Raw genomic sequence first — 21713 nt, forward strand, 5'->3', positions numbered from 1 at the left:
CCAAACAAGTACACTCCCTGGTTCGTTTTTCAAAACGTACGACGGAACATCGGCTTCCCGTAACCCCTACTGGAGGATCGCTCCTCGGTCGTTTGTTACGGGACCTTGTATGCCCCGTCGCTCCATCACCAACTGATTTCAAGCCCTATTGCACCTCCCTTCTGAGGGTGCTTTTCAGCGTTCGCTCACGCTACTTGTTCACTATCGGTCTCAGGTAGTATTTAGCCTTGGCAGTCGATGCCTGCCATGTTCACGAGGGATTTCCAACCCCCGATACTCCGGAGCTGACGCACACCGTACTGGTCTTCATTACGGGGTTGTCACCCTGTTTCACGCTCCGTTCCAGGAGACTTCGTGAAGACGATCCGGTGATGAGAGCCAGTCCAAACACCACATTGCGCGTAAGCGCTTCGGTTTGGGCTGCGTCGCGTTCACTCGCGGTTACTAACGACATCACATTCGTTTTCTTTTCCTGTCCCTACTGAGATGTTTCAATTTGGGACGTTCCCCATTGCGCAAAGCAATTGCGAAGAGGATTCCTATTCGGAGATCCATGGTTCTTAGCCTCCGTGCGGCTCCCCATGGCTTATCGCAGCTTGGCACGTCCTTCGTCGGCACCTGAGCCGAGCTATCCACCAGCTGGCATAGTAGCCAATCTGATATGGTGACCCGGACTAGGTCCGGGTCGTGTTGTAGTGACTCGGATATAATTCCGAGTCGACGTCGTTGAAGACTCGATGTAACTGCACACGAGTCCAGTGGACGCCTGGATCGCACGTACACACAGTCTCATCCGCACGCCCGGTGACAGCCGGCCGTGCATCAACCCTTCCCACCCGCGTTCACACGGGGTGGTGCATCGGTTCTCCGTACCCGATCCGAGCGCCGTCTCCCACTTAAGGGACACGGTTCGGAGCAGGCACGGGGTATGGACCCACAGGGATTCGAACCCTGGGCATCCTCCTTGCAAAGGAGGCACTCTACCACTGAGCTATGGGCCCGTGCGGTTCCGCCGACAATGTTAGCCCTGGCAGTTCATAGGTGCTCGGTCGGTTCGAGTGTGTCGAAACGTGAAAGTCACCGTGTGCCTGTCCGAAGACAGGACTTGTGGGCTGGGGCGAACCCCAGTCCCGTACGTTAGGAGGTGATCCAGCCGCAGATTCCCCTACGGCTACCTTGTTACGACTTAAGCCCCCTTGCGAAGCCCAGATTCGACCATCGCATGATGGCCTCATCCGGACCTCACTCGGGTGCTTTGACGGGCGGTGTGTGCAAGGAGCAGGGACGTATTCACCGCGCGCTTCTGACACGCGATTACTACCGAATCCAGCTTCATGCGGACGAGTTTCAGTCCGCAATCCGAACTACGACCGGGGTTAGAGATTAGCGCCCCCTCTCGGGGTGGCTTCCCACTGTCCCGGCCATTGTAGCCCGCGTGTTGCCCAGCACATTCGGGGCATACTGACCTACCGTTGCCCGTTCCTTCCTCCAGTTTGGCACTGGCAGTCTCCCTAGTGTACCCAACCACCGCAGGGTGTTGCTGGCAACTAGGGATGCGGGTCTCGCTCGTTGCCTGACTTAACAGGACGCCTCACGGTACGAGCTGACGGCGGCCATGCACCTCCTCTCAGTGGCTCCAGTAAGGTCATCAACCTGACCTTCACTGCACACTGTCGGTGCTGGTGAGATGTCCGGCGTTGAGTCCAATTAAACCGCAGGCTCCTCCGGTTGTAGTGCTCCCCCGCCAATTCCTTTAAGTTTCATCCTTGCGGACGTACTTCCCAGGCGGCTCGCTTCTCGGCTTCCCTACGGCACAGCGCAGGCTCGTAGCCTGCGCCACACCTAGCGAGCATCGTTTACAGCTAGGACTACCCGGGTATCTAATCCGGTTCGAGACCCTAGCTTTCGTTCCTCACCGTCGGGTCCGTTTTTCCAAGGTGCTTTCGCCATCGGTGGTCCGTCCAGGATTACGGGATTTCACTCCTACCCCGGACGTACCCCTTGGATCTCCCGGCCCCAAGCCACTCAGTTTTCGCCGGACGCCTGCCCGTTAAGCGGGCAGATTTCCCGACGAACTTGAGTGGCCGGCTACGAACGCTTTAGGCCCAATAAAAGCGGCCATCACTGGTGCTGCCGGTATTACCGCGGCGGCTGGCACCGGTCTTGCCCAGCACTTGTTCCTGTACCACCTTACGGTACAGAAAAGCGAGGACTATATGCCCTCGCACTCGGAGTCCCCCTATCGCACTGTCGTGCAGTGTAAAGGTTTCGCGCCTGCTGCGCCCCGTAGGGCCCGGTATCTTGTCTCAGATACCGTCTCTGGGTTCTTGCTCTCACAACCCATACCGATTATCGGCACGGTGGGCCATTACCCCACCGTCTACCTAATCGGCCGCAGCCACATCCTATGGCGCCGGAGCGTTTCTAGCACCCTGTGTTCAAACATGGGTGCTGTATTCGCGATTAGCCTCAGTTTCCCGAGGTTATCACGATCCATAGGGCAGTTTGGCCACGTGTTACTGAGCTATCTGCCACGGGTCTAAACCCGTGCGACTAGCATGGCTAAATCGGACTCCGATAGCAATGGCCTCCGGCAGGATCAACCGGAATGTCCCTGGCACAAGGCCAGGGGGGCTGGCGGGAATACTCTCGAATGAGAGTGTTCCGCTATCGAAGGTTCACGTAGTTCGACGACACACGGACCGACCGAGTGTCACCGAACTGCCAGGGCTAACATCAGATCCCATCTGTACGGCGGACCGCAGGGGTGGAATCCTCATTTACTACGGATCCGAATGTAGACCACGATGGGCTATAAACCCATCGAAGTTCATCGATCCGTTGGCCGGGCGATTTCGGCCCCGGCCGGGCCGTGTCTGCAATCATTCCGAGCGCCCTTGATCACTTAAGGGCGTCGGATCGGTCGCAGCCGGAATCGGCATCCGGTGCGGCCGTGTGTGTTCTGTCGGAACCCTCGTTCGTACTTAAGGGCACCGATGCAGACTGCGGGTGAACGGGTCGATCCCACCACGCCGCCTTCGTAACTCAACAGAGAGGGGTGATTCACTTAAGACCGTCGAACCGGAGCGCCACCGTAACGAAATCACATGGGGAGCGCTCACGCGCGGTTGCTGAATTATCTGTTTTAGTATGTGAGTGATTTCTTATAATTCGCCGTTTGCTGGCCACTGGTCGTCCGGAAGATGTCACGTGGGAGGAGACCGGCAGTTCATCCCGCGCATGGCACGTGCGGTCGGGCCGGGTGCTGTCCACGCGGTCGAACGTTCACGCGGCACCGAGTTATACTGTCGGTTTGGATCCGGCCCGAAGTCGGGATGGACACACCCGGAGCCACGCAGTCGTGCGACCGTCCCGTCGGTTCTGGTGACGTAGTTGTGTCTTCACACGTGGGCGCAAAAGAATCCCAGACAGACGATCCGAACTAGATCTCTTCTAAGTGTTCGACGCCCTGTTTCTCCACGTTACCTTTGGTGATTTCGTTCGGCATCCAGTCGGGCTTGTCGTCGGGTGCCTCCTCTTCCCAGGCCCAGCCCTCGTAGATGTGGATCTTGTGGGTCCCTTTCTCTCGAAGCCGTATTTTCGTCCGGTCAGCCGCCGACTCGCTGTCTGCGGGGTCGAGCCGCCGGGCTGCCTTGAGTGCCGCCTGCCGGGGCGTGCCACCGGAGAAGACACTCGACTCGTCACCACTCTCTTTTCGAAGCGCGAAGTTGCGCTTATCTTCGTCACGTGCCATGGTTTTCACCTCTCCATGTCAATTCAGCACATGACCCACCATAAATATACCCCCCGATCGGCCCGCCGTCTGGCGATACATTTATATAAGAGAATGTGAACCACTCGATAGTTCAGGTCGAAACCGGGGGACAGAGTACTGGTTCGTCGCTCGCCCGCAGTTTCGAGTGGTCACGGCGGGGAGCCCAGAGACGGAGAGCGGATATCGAGGCACGGGTCGCACGGTAAGCTTAAGTATATCCTACGGCGAACCACGACGTACGATAGCGCGATGGTGCGAAAAAAGAAGCTGAGTCCGAGTGGTGCCAAAGACGATGATGGCGAGTACCACAACGTCCACATCAACCTGCACGAGGACGAACTGGCCGTCGCGGGCATGGAAATCGGAGACGAGGTGTTCGTACGGGTTCGCGACAACAAGATCATCATTCAGAAGGCGGACCCGGAGGACGTGGAACACGAGTTCTAACGTGTCCACCCGAACGCATTCTTCGAGAGCCGACCACCAGGAGCCCGAACAGTGAGTGTCTACGACCTCGCCAAGCCGCTGTTGTTCCGCCTGCCCCCCGAGACAGCCCACGGGTTCGGCCACGGAATGCTCGCACTCGCCGACGGGACGCCCGTGACGGAACTGCTCGCTCGCCGGTACGCGGTCGACGACGACCGGCTCGGCGTCGACGCCTTCGGCCAGTCGTTTTCCAATCCCGTCGGCGTCGCCGCGGGGTTCGACAAGAACGCCGAGGTGCCCGGCGCGCTCGCAGCGCTCGGGTTCGGCCACGTCGAGGTCGGGGGCGTCACCGCCGAGCCACAGGGCGGGAATCCGCGGCCACGGATGTTCCGTCTCCGCGAGGACGACGGCATCATCAATCGGATGGGGCTGAACAACGACGGCGCGGCCGAGATCGGGCGACGGTTGGCCGACACCGATGTCGACGTGCCGGTCGGCGTCAACATCGCCAAGACCGAACGCGTCGCGGGCGAGGACGCCCCCGCCGACTACCGCGAGACCTACGAACAGGTCGCCGAGGGCGGGGATTTCTTCGTCGTCAACGTCTCCTGTCCGAACTCGGAGGGCTTTCGCGAGTTGCAGAACCGCGACTCGATGGAAGCCATCCTCGGCGAACTGGTCGACGCCGGGGCGTCTCCACTGCTGGTGAAACTCTCGCCGGACCTGCCGGACCCGGCCGTCGAGGACGCCCTGGAGTTGGTCGACGAACTCGACCTCGACGGCGTGGTCGCGACGAACACGACGACGGACAGGCCGGCGTCGCTCCGCAGTCCGAACCGCGCCGAGAAAGGCGGACTCTCCGGGAAACCGATCGAACACCGGGCGACGGAGATGGTCCGGTTCGTCGCCAAGCGGACCGACGTGCCCGTCGTCGGCGTCGGCGGCGTCTCCAGTGCGGAGTCGGCCTACCGGAAGATCCGCGCGGGCGCGAGCGTGGTGCAACTCTACACGGCCCTCATCTACCACGGGCCCTCGATCGCCCGGGACATCAACCGGGGCCTCCTCGAACTGCTGGATCGGGACGGGTTCGACTCCGTCGCGGACGCGGTCGGCGTCGATCTGGACTGACGGCTCCACGTTCTTCGCGAAAACCCGTAAAAAACGCCGCCCGTCCGCCCCGACAATTCGGGACTGAGTAGTTGAGAGCGTCCAGTCGGAACTCGAACGCCGCAACCAGCCCACCTTTTTCTTCGTCGGGTTCGTCGCTTCGCTCCGAACCCCTCCTCGAAAAATCTGGACCAAAAAGGCCGCTCGCTCACTGCGTTCGCTCGCGGTTCAGCTACTCGAGTGCATCCAGACGGAACTCGAATGCCGCCACGGGCAGTTCCAGGTCGTGTTCGACGATGACCTCGGGATGGACCTCACCGATGACGCCCACGTCCTCGCCGTCGAGAACGACGCTGGCGGTTCGACCGGAAATGAAGGTCGGATGCTCCGTCGGCGGCGTTTCCAGCTCCTTGTCGAAAGCGTCGGCGACGGCCTGGAGTCGCGCTTTGGCGTCCTCGTAGGACGCCCCGTCGTGACACAGCGCGGCGGCGACGGTCCGATGTTCGGCGACGTTCGTGTTCTCGCTCTCGTCGACCTCGACCGCCAGGCCGATCTCGGCTAAGTCCTGGGGATACGCGCGGTGCGTGTTGTTCTCCAGAACCATCATGATCGAGGGGAGCGCCCACGAGCGGACCATCGTGAAGTCCTCGCTGTACGGTTCCTGAATGGTGACGGCCTCGCCGCCACCCACGACGTCGCTGTCCTGTTCGATCCCGAGCCGCTCGTAGTTCTGCTCCTCGTCGATGAGATAGAAGTTCAGTAGGTCCTCGAAGCCCAGACCCACCAGCGTCTCCCTGGCCGCGCGTTCCAGCCGGGAGCGCTCGTGCCGGCCGCCGACCGTCGACACGTCGGGGTAGCGCGGTTCGAGCTCGTTGAACCCGTAGGCCCGGCCCACGTCGTCGACGAGGTCGACGGGATGGAGGACGTCCGTCCGGTACGGCGGCACCTCGACCTCGTAGGTGACGGTGTCGTCGGTCTCCTCGGTCGCGGCGTTCATCCCGGCGCGTTCGACGAGGTCGACGACGGTCTCGGGATCTAGGTCGATGCCGAGCGTCGTCTCGATGTCGCCGTGGTCGACGGTCTTGGTCTTCGTCTCGAAGTTTGGCCGCACGAGTTCGCGGTCCTCGTAGACCACGCGAACGTCCTCGACTTTCCCGCCCCGGGCGTCGAGCGCGTAACAGACGATGTTCAGCATCTTGTCGATGGTCCACTGATCAGTACCAGTCATCTCGATGAACAGGTCCCGGGACTCGGCCGAGACCTCCGTCCGGCGACCGTTGACCACCGGCGGGAACGAGAACAGTCCGATCTCGTCGTAGATGGCGGGGTAGGTGTCGTACTCGGTCACGAGGTCGGCGTACTCCTGGCCGATGTGGTGGTCGTCGAGGACCTCGGCGAGCGTCATCTCCGCGTCGCCCTCCAGCGGCACCATCGTGTCGCCCTCGGGGTCGATCCCGGTGTAGGTCACCGACTTGGCCCGCTCGTCGTCCTCCAGCGAGTCGCCTTTGAGCATCGTCAGGTCGTGGACGCCGATGGCCCCTTTCGCGCGCTGACGGCCCATCGTCGCGTGGAGTTTCTCCTGGACCTGGATGAGCGACTCCAGGGCCCCCTCGTCCATGTCCAGCCCGCGAACGACCGCGCCGGTCACGTAGGGGCGTTCGTCGGGCACGTCCTCGACGCGGATGGCCCAGTCCGCGTCGTTCGTGTTCGGGACGTAGACGCCCCGGTCGTCGCCGTAGTGATACCGCAGCGAGCGGGCGACGCCCTCGACAGAGAGGCGGTCGAGGCGGTCGGGCGCGAACTCCAACTCGAACTCGCCGTCGTCGGTCTCGCCCTCGAATTCGAGGCCCAGACCGAAGAGGTCCTCCTTGAGCTGTTCGTCGTCTTTCTCGTCGTGGCCGGTCAACCGGCGCAGTTCGTCGGGGTCTACTTCGACTGTTGGCATCAGTAGATCGCCTCCTCGCTTCGCAGGTAGTCGATGTCGAGCAGCGTGCCGTGGACGTCCCGGATGTCCTCGGCCCCGGTGACCAGCATCATGAGCCGTTCGAGGGCCAGCCCCCAGGCCATCACGTCACAGTCGACGCCGAGCGGTTCGAGCATCTCCGGCCGGAAGATGCCGGAGTTGCCGATCTCGATCATCTCGCCCGTCTCGGGATGCCGACCGAACAGCTCGAAGCTGGGTTCCGTGTAGGGGTTGTAGTGGGGTTTGAACTCGATGTCCGTGATCCCGAACTGCTCGTAGAATTCGGTGAAGGTGCCCATCAGGTCCCGCACGGAGAGGTCCTCGGCCATCACCCAGCCCTCGATCTGGAAGAACTCAAGCAGGTGGGTCGCGTCGAGCGTGTCGTTCCGGTAGGCCTTCTCGATGGAGAAGAAGCGCTTGGGCGGCTCCAGCTCGCCCATCGCCTCGCCCGAGAGGTGCCGCGCGGTGAGCGACGTGGTGTGACCCCGGAGCGCGAGCGCCTTCGCGAAGTCCAGGTCCCACGGGGAGTGGTAGCCCTCGCCGTCCGCGCCGACGCCCTCGCGGTGGGCGGACTCGACGGCGTCGACCAGGTCCTCGGGCAACTCGTCGATTTGTTCCGGATTGTCCAGCGCGAACCGGTCCCAGTGATTTCGAGCAGGATGGTCCTGGGGCATGAACAGGCAGTCGTTGATCCAGAAGTCCGCGTCGACGGTCGGCCCCTGCATCTCCTGGAACCCCATCCCCACGAGCACGTCCTTGACGCGCTCGGACATCTGTCGGAGGACGTGGGTCTTCCCCGGCGTGAGGTCCTCGGCGTCGGCCTCGACGTTGTACTCGGCGAACTCGACGTCGTCCCACTCCCCGCTAGTGATGAGATCCGACGTGACCTGGCCGACCGTTTCGGCCGCTTCGACGCCCTCCATGAGCGCGGTGACGCCCTCGTCGGTCAGCAGAATCGAGCGGACGGTCGTCGCCGAGCGGTCGACGAGCCCCCGTTTCTCCAGGTCTTCGAGCGCGAGGTCGCTCTGGTAGGCGACGTTCCCCTCGTCGATGGCGTCGAGTGCGGCCGCTTCGCCGTCATCGTCGGGGTCGGCGTCGGGGTTCGCCTCGATCTCGCCGCTGTCGATCGTCCCGTACCCCTTCCGAGCGTAGTTCGAGAGCGCGATGTCGACGGCCTCACCCTCGAGCCCGGCCTCGCCGATGACCTGGCCGAGCTGGACCGACTCGTCGTCGGCACCGATCGAGACCGCGGCCTCGTACAGCCGGAGTTCCGGCAGCCGCTCGTCGAGGTAGGTCTCGGCCTCCTCGGTCAGTTCCACCTCGTTGCTCGTGCGTTCGACGATCTCGACGAGCCCCTCGTCTTCGAGTTCGAAGGCCGCCCGCGTCACGGCGGCGGGGTCCATGTCGATCTCCTCGGCGATGCGTTCTGTCGTCTGTTCCTCGTCGGCACTCGCGGCGTTCAACACCGCGACCTGTGCTTGTGGGAGCTTCATGCGTAGTGGTCGTTGTTCGAGAAAGCGCGGGACGGCCAGTTAACGGTTCTCATACGGACAGCTGTAAATCAGTTTTAGCCGAAAATAGACAGTCGACGAGCGGTGCGGTCGGCGGTGTAGCAAGCACAGCACCCGCACGCGAGCGGCGAAGCCGCGAGCGCGCGGACCGGCGCGTCCGACGAACGGGAGGACGCGGCGATTTTTGTACTAAATTTTTGCCTGAGCGAGGGCGCGGTTAGCGCCCGAGAGAAGTGCAAAAATTTAGCTTCACATCATGCCGCCCATGCCGCCGCCCATGCCGCCCATGCCGCCGGGGGCGCCACCGGGGCCGCCGGGGCCGCCTTCCTCGCCGCCCTCGGTCGAGAGGTCGTCGGCGGCGATGATGTCGTCGATCTTCAGGACGAGGTTCGCGGCCTCGGTGGCCGAGGAGATCGCCTGCTCCTTGGCGTGGGCCGGTTCGACGACGCCGGTGTCGAGGGTGTCCTCGACGTCGCCGGAGAAGACGTTCAGGCCGGCGCGTGTGTCGCCCTCGTCGTGGGCCGCACGCAGGTCGACCAGCGTGTCGATCGGGTCCAGTCCGGCGTTCTCGGCGAGCACGCGCGGGATGAGCTCGACCGCGTCGGCGAAGGACTCGACGGCCAGCTGTTCGCGACCCTCGACGGAGTCGGCGTAGTCGCGCAGCCGACGGGCGAGTTCGACCTCGACGGCACCGCCGCCGGGGAGGACGCGACCGTCCGTGACCGTTGCGGCGACCACGTCGAGCGCGTCACTGACGCCGCGTTCGAGTTCGTCGACGACGTGCTCGGTCGAACCGCGCAGCAGGAGGGTCACGCCGTGGCTGTCGTCGCCCTCGACGTAGAACAGTTCGGCGTCCTCGTCGCGGCTGATGTCGCCGGTGCCGAGGTCGGCCGCCGAGGCGGCGTTGAGGTCCGAGACGATGTTCGCGCCGACGACCTCCTTGAGGAACTGCATGTCCGATTTCTTGACGCGGCGCAGGGCGAGGATGCCCTCCTTGGCCAGGTAGTGCTGGGCCATGTCGTCGATGCCCTTCTGGCAGAAGACGACGTCCGCGCCGGTCTCGACGATCTTGTCGACTTTCTCCTGGAGCTGCTGTTCTTCCTGCTCGATGAACTGCTGGAGCTGGTCGGGCGAATCGACCGAGAGGGACGCGTCGGCTTCCGCTTCCTCGACCTCGATCGGCTGGTCGACCAGCAGGATGGAGGCGTCCTCGAAGTCGGTCGGCATGTCCTCGTGGACGGGGTCCTTGTCGATGATCGACCCGTTGAGGAGTTCGGACTCGCTGGCGGAGCTGCCTTCCTGGGTCTCGATGTTGAGGAACTCCAGGTCCGAGATGAACGAGCCGTCCTCGGCCTCGACGGTGACGGCCTGCACGGCGTCGTAGATGAGCTGGGAGAGGTGTTCCTTGTTGAGCTCCGCGCCCTTGCCGGTCATCGAGGTCTCGGCGACTTTGCGGATCGTCTCCTCGTCGTCGGGCTCGACGGACTCGGCGATGTCGTCGATCTCTTCCTGGGCCTGCTTGCTCGCGAGGTCGAAGCCTTTGATGATGGCCGTCGGGTGGATGTCCTGCTCGATGAGGTCCTCTGCCTGTTTGAGGAGTTCGCCCGCGACGGCGACGGCGGTCGTCGTCCCGTCACCGGCCTCGTCCTCCTGTGTCTCGGCGACCTCGACGATCATCTCGGCCGTCGGGTTGTCGATGTCCATCTCCTGGAGGATGGTCACGCCGTCGTTCGTGACGGTGACCGACCCCATCGAGGAGACGAGCATCTTGTCCATGCCCTTGGGACCGAGCGTCGAGCGTACCGACTCGGCGACTGCGCGGGCCGCCGCGATGTTGTGTTCCTGTGCGTCCTTGTCTTTCATCCGCTGGGCATCGTCGCCCATGATGATCATCGGCTGCCCTTGCATTCGCTGTTGCTGACTCATATGGGAGAAAGATTGAAAGCCCTTCTATATAAATCCATCGTACCCGAATCGCTTCGAGAACGGCCCCGACCGACCGGTGGAGTCGTAGAACCGACAGCAGGCGACCCGGTTACCGGAATCGGTATGTGTCCGAGTACCATGGATTCGACCAAGCAGACGGTCGGCTTGGACGAGGGTTTAAATGATATAGGAGTCTCGACGGCGTGAAAGCGCCATCGACGACGAAAACCGGAGATTCAGCGGTTGGGCGATCAGTTCGCGCCGCGATCGAAGTCGACGTTCTCGAACTCCGACGGTCGCTGGCCTTCGGTCGCGTAGACGTACAGCGCGGTCTTTGCGATGGCTCCCAGCGCGGACGCGAACAGGAACATCGCGAGGACGATGACGGCACCGATGACCGCGCCGACGACGAACCCGCCCGAGCCGACGGCGGAAGACAGCAGGAACGTCACGCCGACGGCGATAACGATGCCGACGACGACGAACAGCAGCGAGACGAGGCCGACCCCGAAGTTGGCACCAGCCGTCTCGCCCCACGTGTTCTTGAACGTCTCACCGCTGCGCTTGAACATCTCGGTGACGCTCACGTCCTCGAAGACGATGACCGGGATGATGAAGTAGGTGATAATCGACCACGCGACGCTGAACAGCAGGGCGGCGACGTCGGCCAGGAGGTTGTCCTGCTGTTCGATGGCTCGCATGATCATCCCGACGACCGCGGAGATGATCGCCCAGGCGAACAGCGGACCCTTGTGTTTCCAGGCCTCGGCTAACCCCGATTTGAGCGTCGGCTCGCGCCCCTCGAAGGCCTCGCGTGCGCTGTAGACCAGCGCAGCGTTGAAATACGCCGCGATAAAGGCCGTTCCCAGGTAAAACAGGAACAGCACGGCGAAGCCGGTCGATTGGGCGTCGAACAGCCCGGCGACGAACGACCCCCCGAACAGGAGGGCGATGTACAGCAGGCCGGCGATACCACTGATCAGCGGGAAGAGGGCCAGTTCGGGTTGTCGCTTGAGGACCAGGAAGCTGTCTTTCGACAGGTTCCACCCCATCTTCAGGCGGGCAAAGATTCCCATAGCACAGGTTTCACCGAGGCATCATATAGGAACTTTGGGTTGGGTGGTCGCAAAGAGCACCAGGTATTGACGGGTATCAAATCGGGAGAACGGCCGTCGAAACGCCAGGACTGGGATGTCAACAGCCCCACCCTGCTCGCTCACACCACGGAGTTTGCTTTGTTATGGGTGAGACTTGTCCATGTTCTCTGCCTCAAACCCATCAGGGTAGGGAGTAAAACCCCGTTCGGCGTCACTGTTCCGGACTTCAGGGCGTATTGACTGACGCCCCTCCGCCGAGAAGACTGTTGCTCTCGACGGAGATACGCATCTGCAACGTTCTTTGCCGCGTTGTAGTCGGCGTGATTCTTGTTTCCGCATTGCTGGCACTCGAAAGCGTCGCGTTCAGGTCGGTTGTCGTCAGCAACAAAACCACACTCTGGGCATCGTTTCGACGTGTTGTTCGGTGGGATTGTCTCGACGAACAGACCTGCTGCCTCTGCCTTGTACGTAACGTAGGTGAGCAAGACATCGAAGGCCCACTTGGAGTGCCAGTCTGCGTTGGGGAGTCGCTCACGGATACCAGCTAGTTCCTCAAACACGATTCCGGCACAATCGTACCGTAGCGCCTCCGCTACGAGTTCTTTGGAGACACTGTGGAGGACGTGTTTTACGTACTCGGTTTCTCGACCGGTAACCGTCTCAAGTGTCCGGTGAGCGTTTCGTGTCCCACACGCCTGAAGACCGAAATGAACACGGTCGAATTCCCGACGTTTGTGATTGAGTTCGCTCGCCGAAAAGAACCTGGCAGTGCTCGTGACGGCAATCTCGTTGACACCGAGGTCGACCCCGAGAACCGTCCCGTTCTCGGTAGTCTCTTCGGCTTGCTGGGTTTCGGGAGCGAGTTTGCGAACCCCAATATGCAGGTACCACTCCCCGTCCCGGTAATGAAGTGTACTTTCGGTCAGTTCCCAGTCCTCGCCGTCGAGGTACTTGTACTGATACCCGTTCTCGTCGGCTGGGAGAACTAAATCAGCTTGAATACGCGATTCGATAGTAGTGAGAGTCACCTGTTCTTTTTCGCGGAACAATGTCAGCGTCCGTGGATCATACGTGACGGTTGGACTGGTGTAGGTCGGCTTCGATACCGATTTGCCGTCTTCCCGGCGGCTAAGACATGTCTTGATGTTCTCCGCGGCCTGGTGACTTGCGAGGATTGCGTGTTGACTCCCTAACTCCGTTTGCTCGCGGATGTCGTCGTAGGCAATCTGCTGGACCGTGGTTTTCGATGTGTACTGGTCCCACGACTTGTCGACAGCGATCTGGCAGCCGCGTTTCCACTCAGATACCGTCTCCCGCAGTAGGCTCTCGTCAGACGGTGATACGTCCAGTCGTGTAATCACGGTTCGGCGCAGATAATCGTCCGACGACACAGTACACAGTGGCTACGTTATGCAACTTAATCTCTCGCCGTGCCCTGAGCTAGCAGATTGTTTTCCGGCAAAAAGCGCCGGGACAGGGATTTGAACCCTGAATCCCATAAGGGAACACGCTTTCCAGGCGTGCGCCTTACCGTTCGGCCATCCCGGCCCAGTCGTACCTATCCGGGTTCGCCGTTTAAAGCCTTTCTTTCCTTCTCGCCCGCTGTTGATAGGCGTACGACAGGCCGGTCGCGCCGGCGACGACGACCAGTGCCACGCCGAACTTCACCAGCCAGTCGACGCGCTGAGTACTAAGCAGTTCGTACCCCTGGAGGAGCACGAGGAAGGACAGGCCGCCGACGAATCCCCAGAGGAGACTCGCCTTCCGGATCGGCCCCATCACTTCGTCGCGACGGCCTCGATCTCGATGCCGACGCCTTTGGGCAGGGCCGCCACCTCGACGGCGCTCCGGGCGGGCGGGTCCGTCTGGAAGTAGTCGGCGTAGGTGTCGTTCATCGCCTCGAAGTCGTCGATGTCCGCCAGGAAGACCGTAACCTTCAGCACGTCGTCGAGCGACGAGTCGGCTTCTTCGAGGACAGCCGCGATGTTGTCGAGCGCCTGCTCGGTCTGGACTGCGATGGGTTCGTCGTCGAGCAGGTCCCCGTCGGGGGTAAGCGGGATCTGGCCGGCGGTAAACACCATGTCGTCGGTCTCGGTCGCCTGACTGTAGGCCCCGACTGCTGCGGGGGCGTCGTCGGTGCTGACGATACGTTTCATACCTTCACGCGCGGACGGGACCGACTTAGTTCCCGTGGCGGCGATGACTCCGACCCCGAACACGGTCCTGCCGCCACCCGCCTCTTTTTCCGGACCGATGGTGTGAGTTGAGCCGTACCCATGACTGACGACGCCATCGAACCGCCGGAACTGACGACGGACCGAATACTCACGATCGACGACGACCACTTCACGACGGACAGCGTGGCGCTGGTGACGGGTGCCGGGTCCGGGATCGGTCGGGCGACGGCCGTGGCGCTCGCACAGAACGGCCTCACGGTGGCTGCGACGGATATCGATGCGGAGGGGCTGGCAGGAACCAGCGAGAAAGCGGCGGAGCTGGACGTTCCCGGCGAGATCGTCGAGATCGAGGGCGACCTGACCGACGACGAGGACGTGCGCCGCATCGTCGACGAGGCGGCCGAGGAAGGGGCGGTACGGTACGCGGCCAACATCGCGGGCCTCCAGCACATCTCGCCGCTGCCGGAGTTCCCCATGGAGAAGTACGACCTGATGCACGACGTGATGCTCCGTGCGCCGTTCCTCGTCTCGAAACTGGTGATGCCACACATCCGCGACACCGACGACGGGGTCGGCGCTATCGGGAACATGTGTTCGATCCACGGCCACACCGCGACCCAGGACAAGGCGGGCTACATCACCTCGAAGTTCGGCCTCCGGGGGCTCACCCAGTCCATCGCCGCAGAGGGCGATGGAACGCTGCGGGCCTTCACGATCTCGACGGGCTACGTGAAGACCCCGCTGGTCACCGACCAGATCCCCGATACCGCCGAGGAGCGGGGGATCAGCGAACAGGAAGTCGTCGAGGACGTGATGCTCGGAGAATCACAGGTCAAGGAGATGATGGAGCCGGTCGACGTGGCGAACCTCTTTACCCTGGGCTTTTCCCAGCACGGCCGCCATCTCGATGGCGGTGACCTTACGTGGGACGGTGGTCACCTGACCACGTATGAGTGATCAGTCGGGCGACAACATCGCCATCGCCTGTCAGGGCGGCGGCAGCCACACCGCGTTCACGGCGGGCGTTCTGTCCCGGCTGCTCCCGGCGATCGACCGCAGCGACGACACGCTCGTCGGCCTCAGCGGCACGTCGGGAGGTGCGTTCTCGGCAGTCACCGGCTGGTACGGCGTGCTCGCCGACGGGGAGTCCGCGCCGGACCTGCTGGAAGCCCTCTGGTCGGACATTACCGCGAGTTCGCCGGTCGAGCGGGCGACCAACAACTGGATGGTCTGGGGGACCGCCTTCGAATCGATGGGCGTCCCGACGCCGGCCGTCAGCCCGTACCAGCACGGCCTGTCCGAACTGGGTAAACAACAACTGCGCGACACGCTGGAGGCGCACGTCGACTTCGACGCGGTGCCGGAACTGGCCACCGACGGGACGCCCGAACTCGTCGTCGGCACCGTCGACATCACTGCCGGCGAGTTCGACACGTTCACCAACGAGTCGGTCACCGTCGAGTCGGTGCTGGCCTCGGCGGCGGTCCCCGAACTGTTCGAGGCCGTCGAGATAGACGGGGATTACCACTGGGACGGCCTGTTCTCGCAGAACCCGCCCATCCGCGACCTCTTTCACGTCCCGGTCGGCCGGAAGCCCGACGAGCTGTGGGTCGTCCAGATCAATCCCCAGACGGTCGATGGCGAACCGCAGACCCGCCGGGAGATCATCGACCGGCGCAACGAACTCGCGGGGAACCTCTCGCTCAACCAGGAACTCCGCTTCACCGAGCAGATGAACGAACTCCTCGCGGAGGGACATCTCCCAGGAGACGAGTACAGACACACCGAGATCCGGCGAATCCAGTTGAACGGGGACTTCGCGTACGCCTCGAAACTCGATCGGAGTCCGTCCTTTATCGACGAGTTGCTCGAACAGGGCCGGGAGCGCGCCGAAGCGTTTCTCGCCGAGCGGTAGCCCGAGTCGACGTTCTACACCAAGACGTCCGTCTCGTAGCCGTTGGCTTCGAGCGCGTCGAGCAAGTCCGCGGCGTGCTCGTGACCCCGCGTCTCCAGGTCCAGTTCGACCTCGGCGTCGTTCATCGCCACGTTGCGGGACGTGCGGTCGTGGCGGATCGCGTAGATGTTCGCCCGGTGCTCGGAGATGACCTCGGTAAGGTCTTCGAGCGCGCCGGGGCGGTCCTTCAGCACCGTCCGAAGCCGGAGGTACCGGCCGGTTTCGATGAGCCCGCGCAGGACGACCGTCGAGAGGACGTTGAGGTCGATGTTCCCCCCGCAGAGCCCCGGGACGATCACCTCGCCGTCGTCGTAGTCGAACTTCTCCTCCAGCACGGCCGCCAGGGGCACTGCCCCGGCCCCTTCGACCAGCGTCTTCGAGCGTTCGAGGAGCTTCGTCACGGCGACGGCGATCTCCGAATCGGAGACCGTCACCACCTCGTCGACGCGATCCTGTATGACCTCGAAGGGTTTGTCGCCGACCCGCCGGGTGGCGATCCCGTCGGCGATGGTGTTGACTCCCTCGCGCTCGACGATCTCCCCCTTGTCGAGCGACTCGGCGACGCTGGATGCGCCTTCGGCCTGGACACCGACGACCCGTGTGTCGGGGTTCTTGCCTTTGATCGCGGTAGCGACGCCGCTGATGAGTCCACCGCCGCCGATCGCACAGACGACGGTGTCGACTTCCGGCAGGTCCTCGACGATCTCCAGTCCGATAGTGCCCTGGCCGGCCATCACCGCCCAGTCGTCGAAGGCGTGGACGTAGGTCCGTCCCTCCTCGCGTTCGATCTCGTGGGCGCGGTCGGCGGCCTCGCTGTAGTCAGTCCCGTGGAGGACGACCTCGGCCCCGTAGTTGCGGGTGGCTTTGACCTTCGAGACCGGTGCGCCCTCGGGCATGACGATTTTCGAGTCGACGCCGGTGCGGGTCGCCGCCAGCGCGACGCCCTGGGCGTGGTTGCCAGCACTGGCGGTGACGACGCCGGCCTCGCGTTCTGCCTCCGAGAGGGTCGCGATGCGGTTGGTCGCACCGCGAATCTTGAACGACCCCGTCCGCTGGAACGTCTCCAGTTTCAGGTGGACCTCCGCCCCCGACATCGACGAGAAAGTATGTGAGTAGTCGAGCGGCGTGTGCCGAGCGGTTTCGGCGACCCGGTCCTGTGCGGCCAGGACGTCGGCGAGTTCGAGCATGCACGGGCTTCCCGCTGCTCGGTGTTATGTGTTGGTGAGATGGACCAGGAGCGGAAAGGGGAGCGTGTGACCGCATTCCGATTGGGACACCGGAGGTATATAAACGCCCGGGAGACATACGTCAGACAAAACCACCAGAAGAAGAGCGGATATGACCTGTGTCAGACGGTGGACTGACGGGTGTCATTGTATATAAATTACCGAGCCCCTTACCCGGGGACGACACGCACATCGTTCGCGTCGAGACACGCGCGGACGCGGTCGGCGAAGGACCCGGTGCCGGGCCAGTCGGCCGGCGCGCCGAGCGGGTCGGGGTCGCCGACGTAGACGGCCGCGCAGTCGTCGGCCGCGTCGGTTTCGAGGGGGACAGACACCCGGACGTACAAGCCGCGGTCGACGCCCTCGTAACGGTCCAGCATCTCGACGTCCGTCGTCCGAAGGAGCCGTCCCTCGACGGACCCGCCGGGTGCGAGGGTCGGATACGTGCCCGCGACGCGATGGAGTCCGGAGAGAACGACATCCCCGACGTACTCGAACGAGTAGAGGAACTGATCGGCCTGCTCGGGGTCGGCCAGAGTCCCGTAAACGAAGACGTCCATGCCCGCGCGTACGCGGACGGGTCGTATCAGCGCCGGGGTTCAGAGCAACGAGCGCAGCGAGCGCGTCCGGACGCCACACTGCTCGCGGAACTCGCACGGGGCGCACTTGGCGTCGTTGTCGATTCTCGCTGGCGGCCCGTCGACGGCGTCGGCGGTCCGGACGGCCTTGCGGTAGGCCGCCTTCCGCCGCGTGGTCAGGGACACGTCGCGGACGACGCCGTGGGCCGGGTACTCGGCGAAGGCGCGCTCGACGGGCGTCTCGCGCTCCCAGGCGAGGGCTTTCGCGGCGGCGACCAGCCGGACCGACTGGGGTTCCCAGACCCCCTGGTCCGGCGGCTGTCCCGAGAAGACCAGCGAGGGGGCCAGCGGGTCCTCGATGATCTTGTGGGCGACTCCGCGACACTCTCGACCTTCGAGCAGCCGCTCGCGTTCGGGCGGGTCGACCAGCGACTCCCAGCAGTCCAGTCGAGCTTTCGTCGCCCCGAGCCTGGACCGGAACTGCGTGGGGGAGGCCTCGATGGGGGCCGCGAGCAGGTCGGCGTCGCTGTCGAGCAGGCGTTCGTACTCGAAGGCGAGGCTACGGCAGGCGGCCACCTCGTCGGGAACGTCGGGCGGTCCCGAGCGACGTCGGTAGTAGAGCTTTCGCGGGCAGTACGCGGCCGTCTCCACGTCCCGGAAGGAGTGCATGGCCGGGGCTGGTCCCGGACTGGTATTTGAAGGTACGGGCGGGAGCGGAGGCGGGGGGACCACAAGCATCCGCCGCCGGAGGCGGCGGTTCACTCGGCGCGAACGGAGTGAGCGCCGAGCGGTTTTTAGTCCACTGTCAGAGCAAGCTCTGACAAGCACCCGCTCGCATGCTCGCGGGAACAGGTTTTTGCTTCGGGGGGTCGCCGCCGGCGACCCCCCGCAGTAAAAAAGTGGTGTCAGAATTTAGTGTCCGTCTCGATGTCCTCGGCGGCCTCCTCGAGGCCGTCCTCCCTGGCGGACTCGGTGAGCGTGAGCGACAGGGCGGCGTCGGGGATGGCGTCCTCGAACTCGCTCCGGAAGCGGTGGCTGACCCGGCGGCTGCGGGCCTGGGCGTTCGCGACGCGCAGGGCGCGAGCGACGGTCGCGGGGTCGGAGTCGAGTCGCTCGGCGAGATCGGGCACGTCCGGAGCGTCGTCGTCGCGCTGGTCGCGGAGATCGGCGAGGTCGAACGGGAAGTCGGTATCGGCGTCGCGGAGGAGATGCAGGTCCATACGGGCGCGGAACACGGTAGCGGGATCGGCGTCGACCGCGGCAGCGATGGTCTCGTCGTCGTCCCCGTCGTAAAAACCCTGAACGACCTGCTGGAGGGTGTCCTCGTCCAGGTCGGTGTCGAACTCGTAGCGGTCGCGCATACGATCGATGACGGCGACGAGGCGTTCGGGCACGTCGGCCTCGTCGGCGTCGGCGAGCGATCCCCGGTCGTCGGCCTGGGCCTCGGTCACAGTTTCCTCGTCCGTGACGTCCACGAAGATGTCCCGGAGTTCCTCCGTCTTCTCGTCCATGGTGACCGTCAAAGGGTGGGTGTGGCTATTTAAACCTATTGCCGAACGCGGTAACGGGGATGCGACCGGTATCCGCCAGAGGAACAACTCGTTTGCCGTTTCTCCGCGATGGAGGGGTACTGGTTGGCAAGACTTAAGCGCGGAGCGACCACGGTGATAAAATATGGCATTCCCGTTGCAGGCGGGGGAACCGATCACGCGTCCCACGATGTGGCGGATCGGGCACACTGGCGAGGTAATCTTCTATTACCTCGCAGCGGTCACCGTCGCAGTGTTCCTGTGGGGCGTCTATCAGCGGTTCAACCGCTATACGGACGGCAGCGAGGACTGGTTCGAGCGGATGGACAACCTCGGTGGGCGGATCGTCAGCGCCGCGAAGATCGTCGGGACGAACGAGAAACAGTTCGACCGCGACCTGGTCGGCGGCCTGATGCACTCCTTTATCATGTGGGGCTTTCTCACCCTGCTCATCGGGACGACCATTCTGGCGATCGACATGGACTTCCTCGAGAAAGGCGGGAAGCTCCTGACCGGCCAGAGTTACTCGGTCTTCCACGGTGACTTCTACCTGTCGTACTCGCTAGTGATGGACTTCATGGGCCTGCTGTTCGTGGTGGGCATCGGCATCGCGCTCTACCGACGCTACGCCATCCGGAAAGAGCGCCTGCGCGGCCCGAACAGTAGCCTCGAAGACGACCTGTTCATCTGGTCTTTGTTCCTGCTGGGCGTCGGCGGCTTCGTCCAGGAGGGCATCCGCATCGTCGCGATGGAGTTCCCGGACTTCGAGACGGTGAGTTTCGTCGGCTGGTTCGTCGCCGACGTGTTCACCGTCGTCGGGATGGACGCGGACATGGCGCTGTTCCTCTATCCCATCTCCTGGTGGTCCCACGCACTGCTGGCGTTCGTCTTCATCGCGGCCGTCCCCTACGCCAAGCCGTTCCACATGATCTCCTCCTTTGCGAACGTCGTCGCACGGGACGAGAAGGCCGGCAAGCGCCTGCCCGGCATCCCGGCAGACCTGGACGCCGACACCGGTGCTGAATCCATCGACGACTTCTCCTGGAAGGAGAAACTCGACCAGGACGCCTGTACCAAGTGCGGTCGGTGTACCTCGGCCTGTCCGGCCAACAACTCCGGGCGTAACCTCTCGCCGCGAGACGTCATCCTCGACCTGAAGAACTACCGCGAGCACGTCGAGTCCGGCGGCGACGAGTCCGAGATCGTCGGCAGCGGCGACGACGCGGTCATCCAGGCCGAGACGATGGAGTCCTGCATGGCCTGCATGGCCTGCATGGACGCCTGTCCGGTCGAGATCGAGCACCTCAAGACGTTCACCCGGCTGAACCGCCAGCTCACCGACGAGGGCGAACTCCAGCCCAGCGTCCAGGACGTCTTCCAGAACCTCATGCAGAAGGGCAACACCTTCGGCGACTCCCAGCGCAACCGCGGCGACTGGGCCGACGATCTGGAGTTCGACGTCACGGACGCCCGCGAGGAGGAAGTCGAGTACCTCTGGTACGTCGGCGACTACCCGAGTTACGACGACCGGAACAAGAAGGTCGCACGCTCGCTCGCGAAACTGTTCGAGGAGGCCGACGTGAGCTTCGGCATCCTCTTCGACGACGAGAAGTACGACGGCAACGACATCCGGCGGCTCGGCGAGGAGTTCCTCTACGTCGAACTGGCGGGCCACCACGTCGAGACGTTCGAGGACTGTGAGTTCGAGAAGATCGTCTGTACGGACCCACACTCCTACAACACGTTCAAAAACGAGTACCCAGAGGTCGACTTCGACGAGTTCGCCGACGACCCGATGATGCCCTTCGAGTACGAGGGGCAGTGGAACGAGGACGGCGAGATCGAGATCTACCACTGGACCCAGGCCGTCGAGGAGATGGTCGAGAACGGCACGCTCGGTCTGAACGGCACCGAACTCGACTACACGGTCACCTACCACGACCCGTGTCACCTGGGCCGGTACAACGACGAGTACGAGGCGCCGCGCGAACTCGTCCGCGCCACCGGGTGTGACCTCCACGAGATGCCGCGCAACCGCGACAACTCCTACTGTTGTGGCGGTGGCGGCGGCGGCCTCTGGATGGAACTCGAAGAGGAAGAGAAACCCAGCGAGGAGCGCCTCCGCGAGGCACTCCAGGACACCGAGGCCGGCAACGCCGTCGAGAAGTTCGTCGTCGCCTGCCCGATGTGCATGACGATGTACGAGGACGGCCGCAAGACCGGCGGCTACGAGGACGACATCGAGATCGTCGACGTGGCCGAACTGCTCGTCGAAGCCGTCGAGTCGAAGGGCGTGACGGCCGGAACGAGCGCCAGCAGCGACGCCGCGCCCGCCGACGACTGACCCCTAAGGGTCCGTTTTTTTGCGCCGAGGAGTTCGGTCGCCACCGATCAAGAACCCACCACGGCAAATACATATACGTCCCGAGACAAACACCGCAGCA

16 protein-coding genes, 2 tRNA genes, 2 rRNA genes and 1 pseudogene are annotated in these 21713 nt (G+C 63.4%); 5 read left to right on the forward strand and 16 right to left on the reverse strand.

The window, feature by feature from the left end:
* From E2481_RS19010 to E2481_RS11950, 4 genes are all read right to left on the reverse strand, one after another.
* Positions 1-660 (reverse strand): 23S ribosomal RNA (locus E2481_RS19010); the annotation flags it as partial.
* Between the two features lie 269 nt (positions 661-929).
* Positions 930-1001: transfer RNA gene (locus tag E2481_RS11940), tRNA-Ala, on the reverse strand.
* A gap of 138 nt (positions 1002-1139) precedes the next feature.
* A 16S ribosomal RNA gene (locus tag E2481_RS11945) occupies positions 1140-2610 on the reverse strand.
* 832 nt (positions 2611-3442) lie between these two features.
* Positions 3443-3754 (reverse strand): non-histone chromosomal MC1 family protein, encoded by a 312-nt coding sequence (locus E2481_RS11950; RefSeq protein ID WP_136717383.1) that lies wholly within the window; start codon positions 3752-3754, stop codon positions 3443-3445.
* 270 nt (positions 3755-4024) lie between these two features.
* Here E2481_RS11950 and E2481_RS11955 point away from each other — a divergent pair, with 270 nt between their 5' ends.
* Entirely contained in the window at positions 4025-4222 is a 198-nt protein-coding gene (locus tag E2481_RS11955; protein WP_136717384.1) for a hypothetical protein, read from the forward strand.
* Between the two features lie 51 nt (positions 4223-4273).
* Positions 4274-5329 carry a quinone-dependent dihydroorotate dehydrogenase gene (locus tag E2481_RS11960; protein ID WP_136717385.1) on the forward strand — a complete coding sequence of 352 codons (1056 nt, stop codon included), beginning with the start codon at positions 4274-4276 and terminating at the stop codon, positions 5327-5329.
* Positions 5330-5540: 211 nt separating this feature from the next.
* Here E2481_RS11960 and pheT read toward each other — a convergent pair whose 3' ends face one another.
* The 8 genes and pseudogenes from pheT to E2481_RS12000 form a co-directional block, all read right to left on the reverse strand.
* Positions 5541-7253 (reverse strand): phenylalanine--tRNA ligase subunit beta, encoded by a 1713-nt coding sequence (pheT, locus tag E2481_RS11965; protein ID WP_136717386.1) that lies wholly within the window; start codon positions 7251-7253, stop codon positions 5541-5543.
* Positions 7253-8764: a phenylalanine--tRNA ligase subunit alpha gene (gene pheS / locus E2481_RS11970; protein WP_136717387.1), complete on the reverse strand. Its 1512-nt coding sequence runs from the start codon at positions 8762-8764 to the stop codon at positions 7253-7255. Before pheS ends, pheT begins: the two co-directional genes overlap by 1 nt.
* A 267-nt stretch (positions 8765-9031) precedes the next feature.
* Complete coding sequence (gene thsB, locus E2481_RS11975) at positions 9032-10690, reverse strand: thermosome subunit beta (protein WP_136717555.1); 1659 nt, start codon at positions 10688-10690, stop codon at positions 9032-9034.
* A gap of 269 nt (positions 10691-10959) precedes the next feature.
* A complete protein-coding gene (locus E2481_RS11980; protein ID WP_136717388.1) occupies positions 10960-11784 on the reverse strand; it encodes a DUF6159 family protein in 825 nt (274 codons plus the stop codon).
* Between the two features lie 162 nt (positions 11785-11946).
* A pseudogene (locus E2481_RS11985) lies at positions 11947-13196 on the reverse strand (RNA-guided endonuclease InsQ/TnpB family protein).
* Between the two features lie 75 nt (positions 13197-13271).
* Positions 13272-13353: transfer RNA gene (locus tag E2481_RS11990), tRNA-Ser, on the reverse strand.
* 27 nt (positions 13354-13380) lie between these two features.
* Positions 13381-13584 (reverse strand): hypothetical protein, encoded by a 204-nt coding sequence (locus E2481_RS11995; RefSeq protein WP_136717389.1) that lies wholly within the window; start codon positions 13582-13584, stop codon positions 13381-13383.
* On the reverse strand, positions 13584-13961 hold the full coding sequence (locus E2481_RS12000) for a Rid family detoxifying hydrolase (RefSeq protein WP_136717390.1): 378 nt from the start codon (positions 13959-13961) through the stop codon (positions 13584-13586). The genes E2481_RS11995 and E2481_RS12000 overlap by 1 nt, the downstream gene beginning before the upstream one ends.
* A gap of 120 nt (positions 13962-14081) precedes the next feature.
* Here E2481_RS12000 and E2481_RS12005 point away from each other — a divergent pair, with 120 nt between their 5' ends.
* Positions 14082-14939, forward strand: coding sequence for an SDR family NAD(P)-dependent oxidoreductase (locus tag E2481_RS12005; protein ID WP_136717391.1), 858 nt, complete (start codon positions 14082-14084; stop codon positions 14937-14939).
* A complete protein-coding gene (locus tag E2481_RS12010) occupies positions 14932-15897 on the forward strand; it encodes a patatin-like phospholipase family protein (RefSeq protein WP_136717392.1) in 966 nt (321 codons plus the stop codon). The genes E2481_RS12005 and E2481_RS12010 overlap by 8 nt, the downstream gene beginning before the upstream one ends.
* A 14-nt stretch (positions 15898-15911) precedes the next feature.
* Here E2481_RS12010 and ilvA read toward each other — a convergent pair whose 3' ends face one another.
* From ilvA to E2481_RS12030, 4 genes are all read right to left on the reverse strand, one after another.
* The gene (gene ilvA / locus E2481_RS12015) at positions 15912-17123 is read right to left on the reverse strand and encodes a threonine ammonia-lyase (RefSeq protein WP_136717393.1); all 1212 of its coding nucleotides are present in this window, start codon (positions 17121-17123) and stop codon (positions 15912-15914) included.
* 209 nt (positions 17124-17332) lie between these two features.
* Entirely contained in the window at positions 17333-17722 is a 390-nt protein-coding gene (locus tag E2481_RS12020; RefSeq protein ID WP_136717394.1) for a gamma-glutamylcyclotransferase family protein, read from the reverse strand.
* Positions 17723-17761: 39 nt separating this feature from the next.
* Complete coding sequence (locus E2481_RS12025) at positions 17762-18409, reverse strand: CRISPR-associated protein Cas4 (RefSeq protein WP_136717395.1); 648 nt, start codon at positions 18407-18409, stop codon at positions 17762-17764.
* Between the two features lie 236 nt (positions 18410-18645).
* The gene (locus tag E2481_RS12030) at positions 18646-19251 is read right to left on the reverse strand and encodes a conditioned medium-induced protein 4 (RefSeq protein ID WP_136717396.1); all 606 of its coding nucleotides are present in this window, start codon (positions 19249-19251) and stop codon (positions 18646-18648) included.
* Between the two features lie 163 nt (positions 19252-19414).
* Between E2481_RS12030 and E2481_RS12035 the strand changes: the two genes are divergently transcribed.
* Entirely contained in the window at positions 19415-21613 is a 2199-nt protein-coding gene (locus tag E2481_RS12035; RefSeq protein ID WP_136717397.1) for a heterodisulfide reductase-related iron-sulfur binding cluster, read from the forward strand.
* Positions 21614-21713 lie beyond the last annotated feature (100 nt).

The organism is Halorientalis salina (genome assembly GCF_005049285.1).
In the GTDB taxonomy this organism is placed as follows: domain Archaea; phylum Halobacteriota; class Halobacteria; order Halobacteriales; family Haloarculaceae; genus Halorientalis; species Halorientalis salina.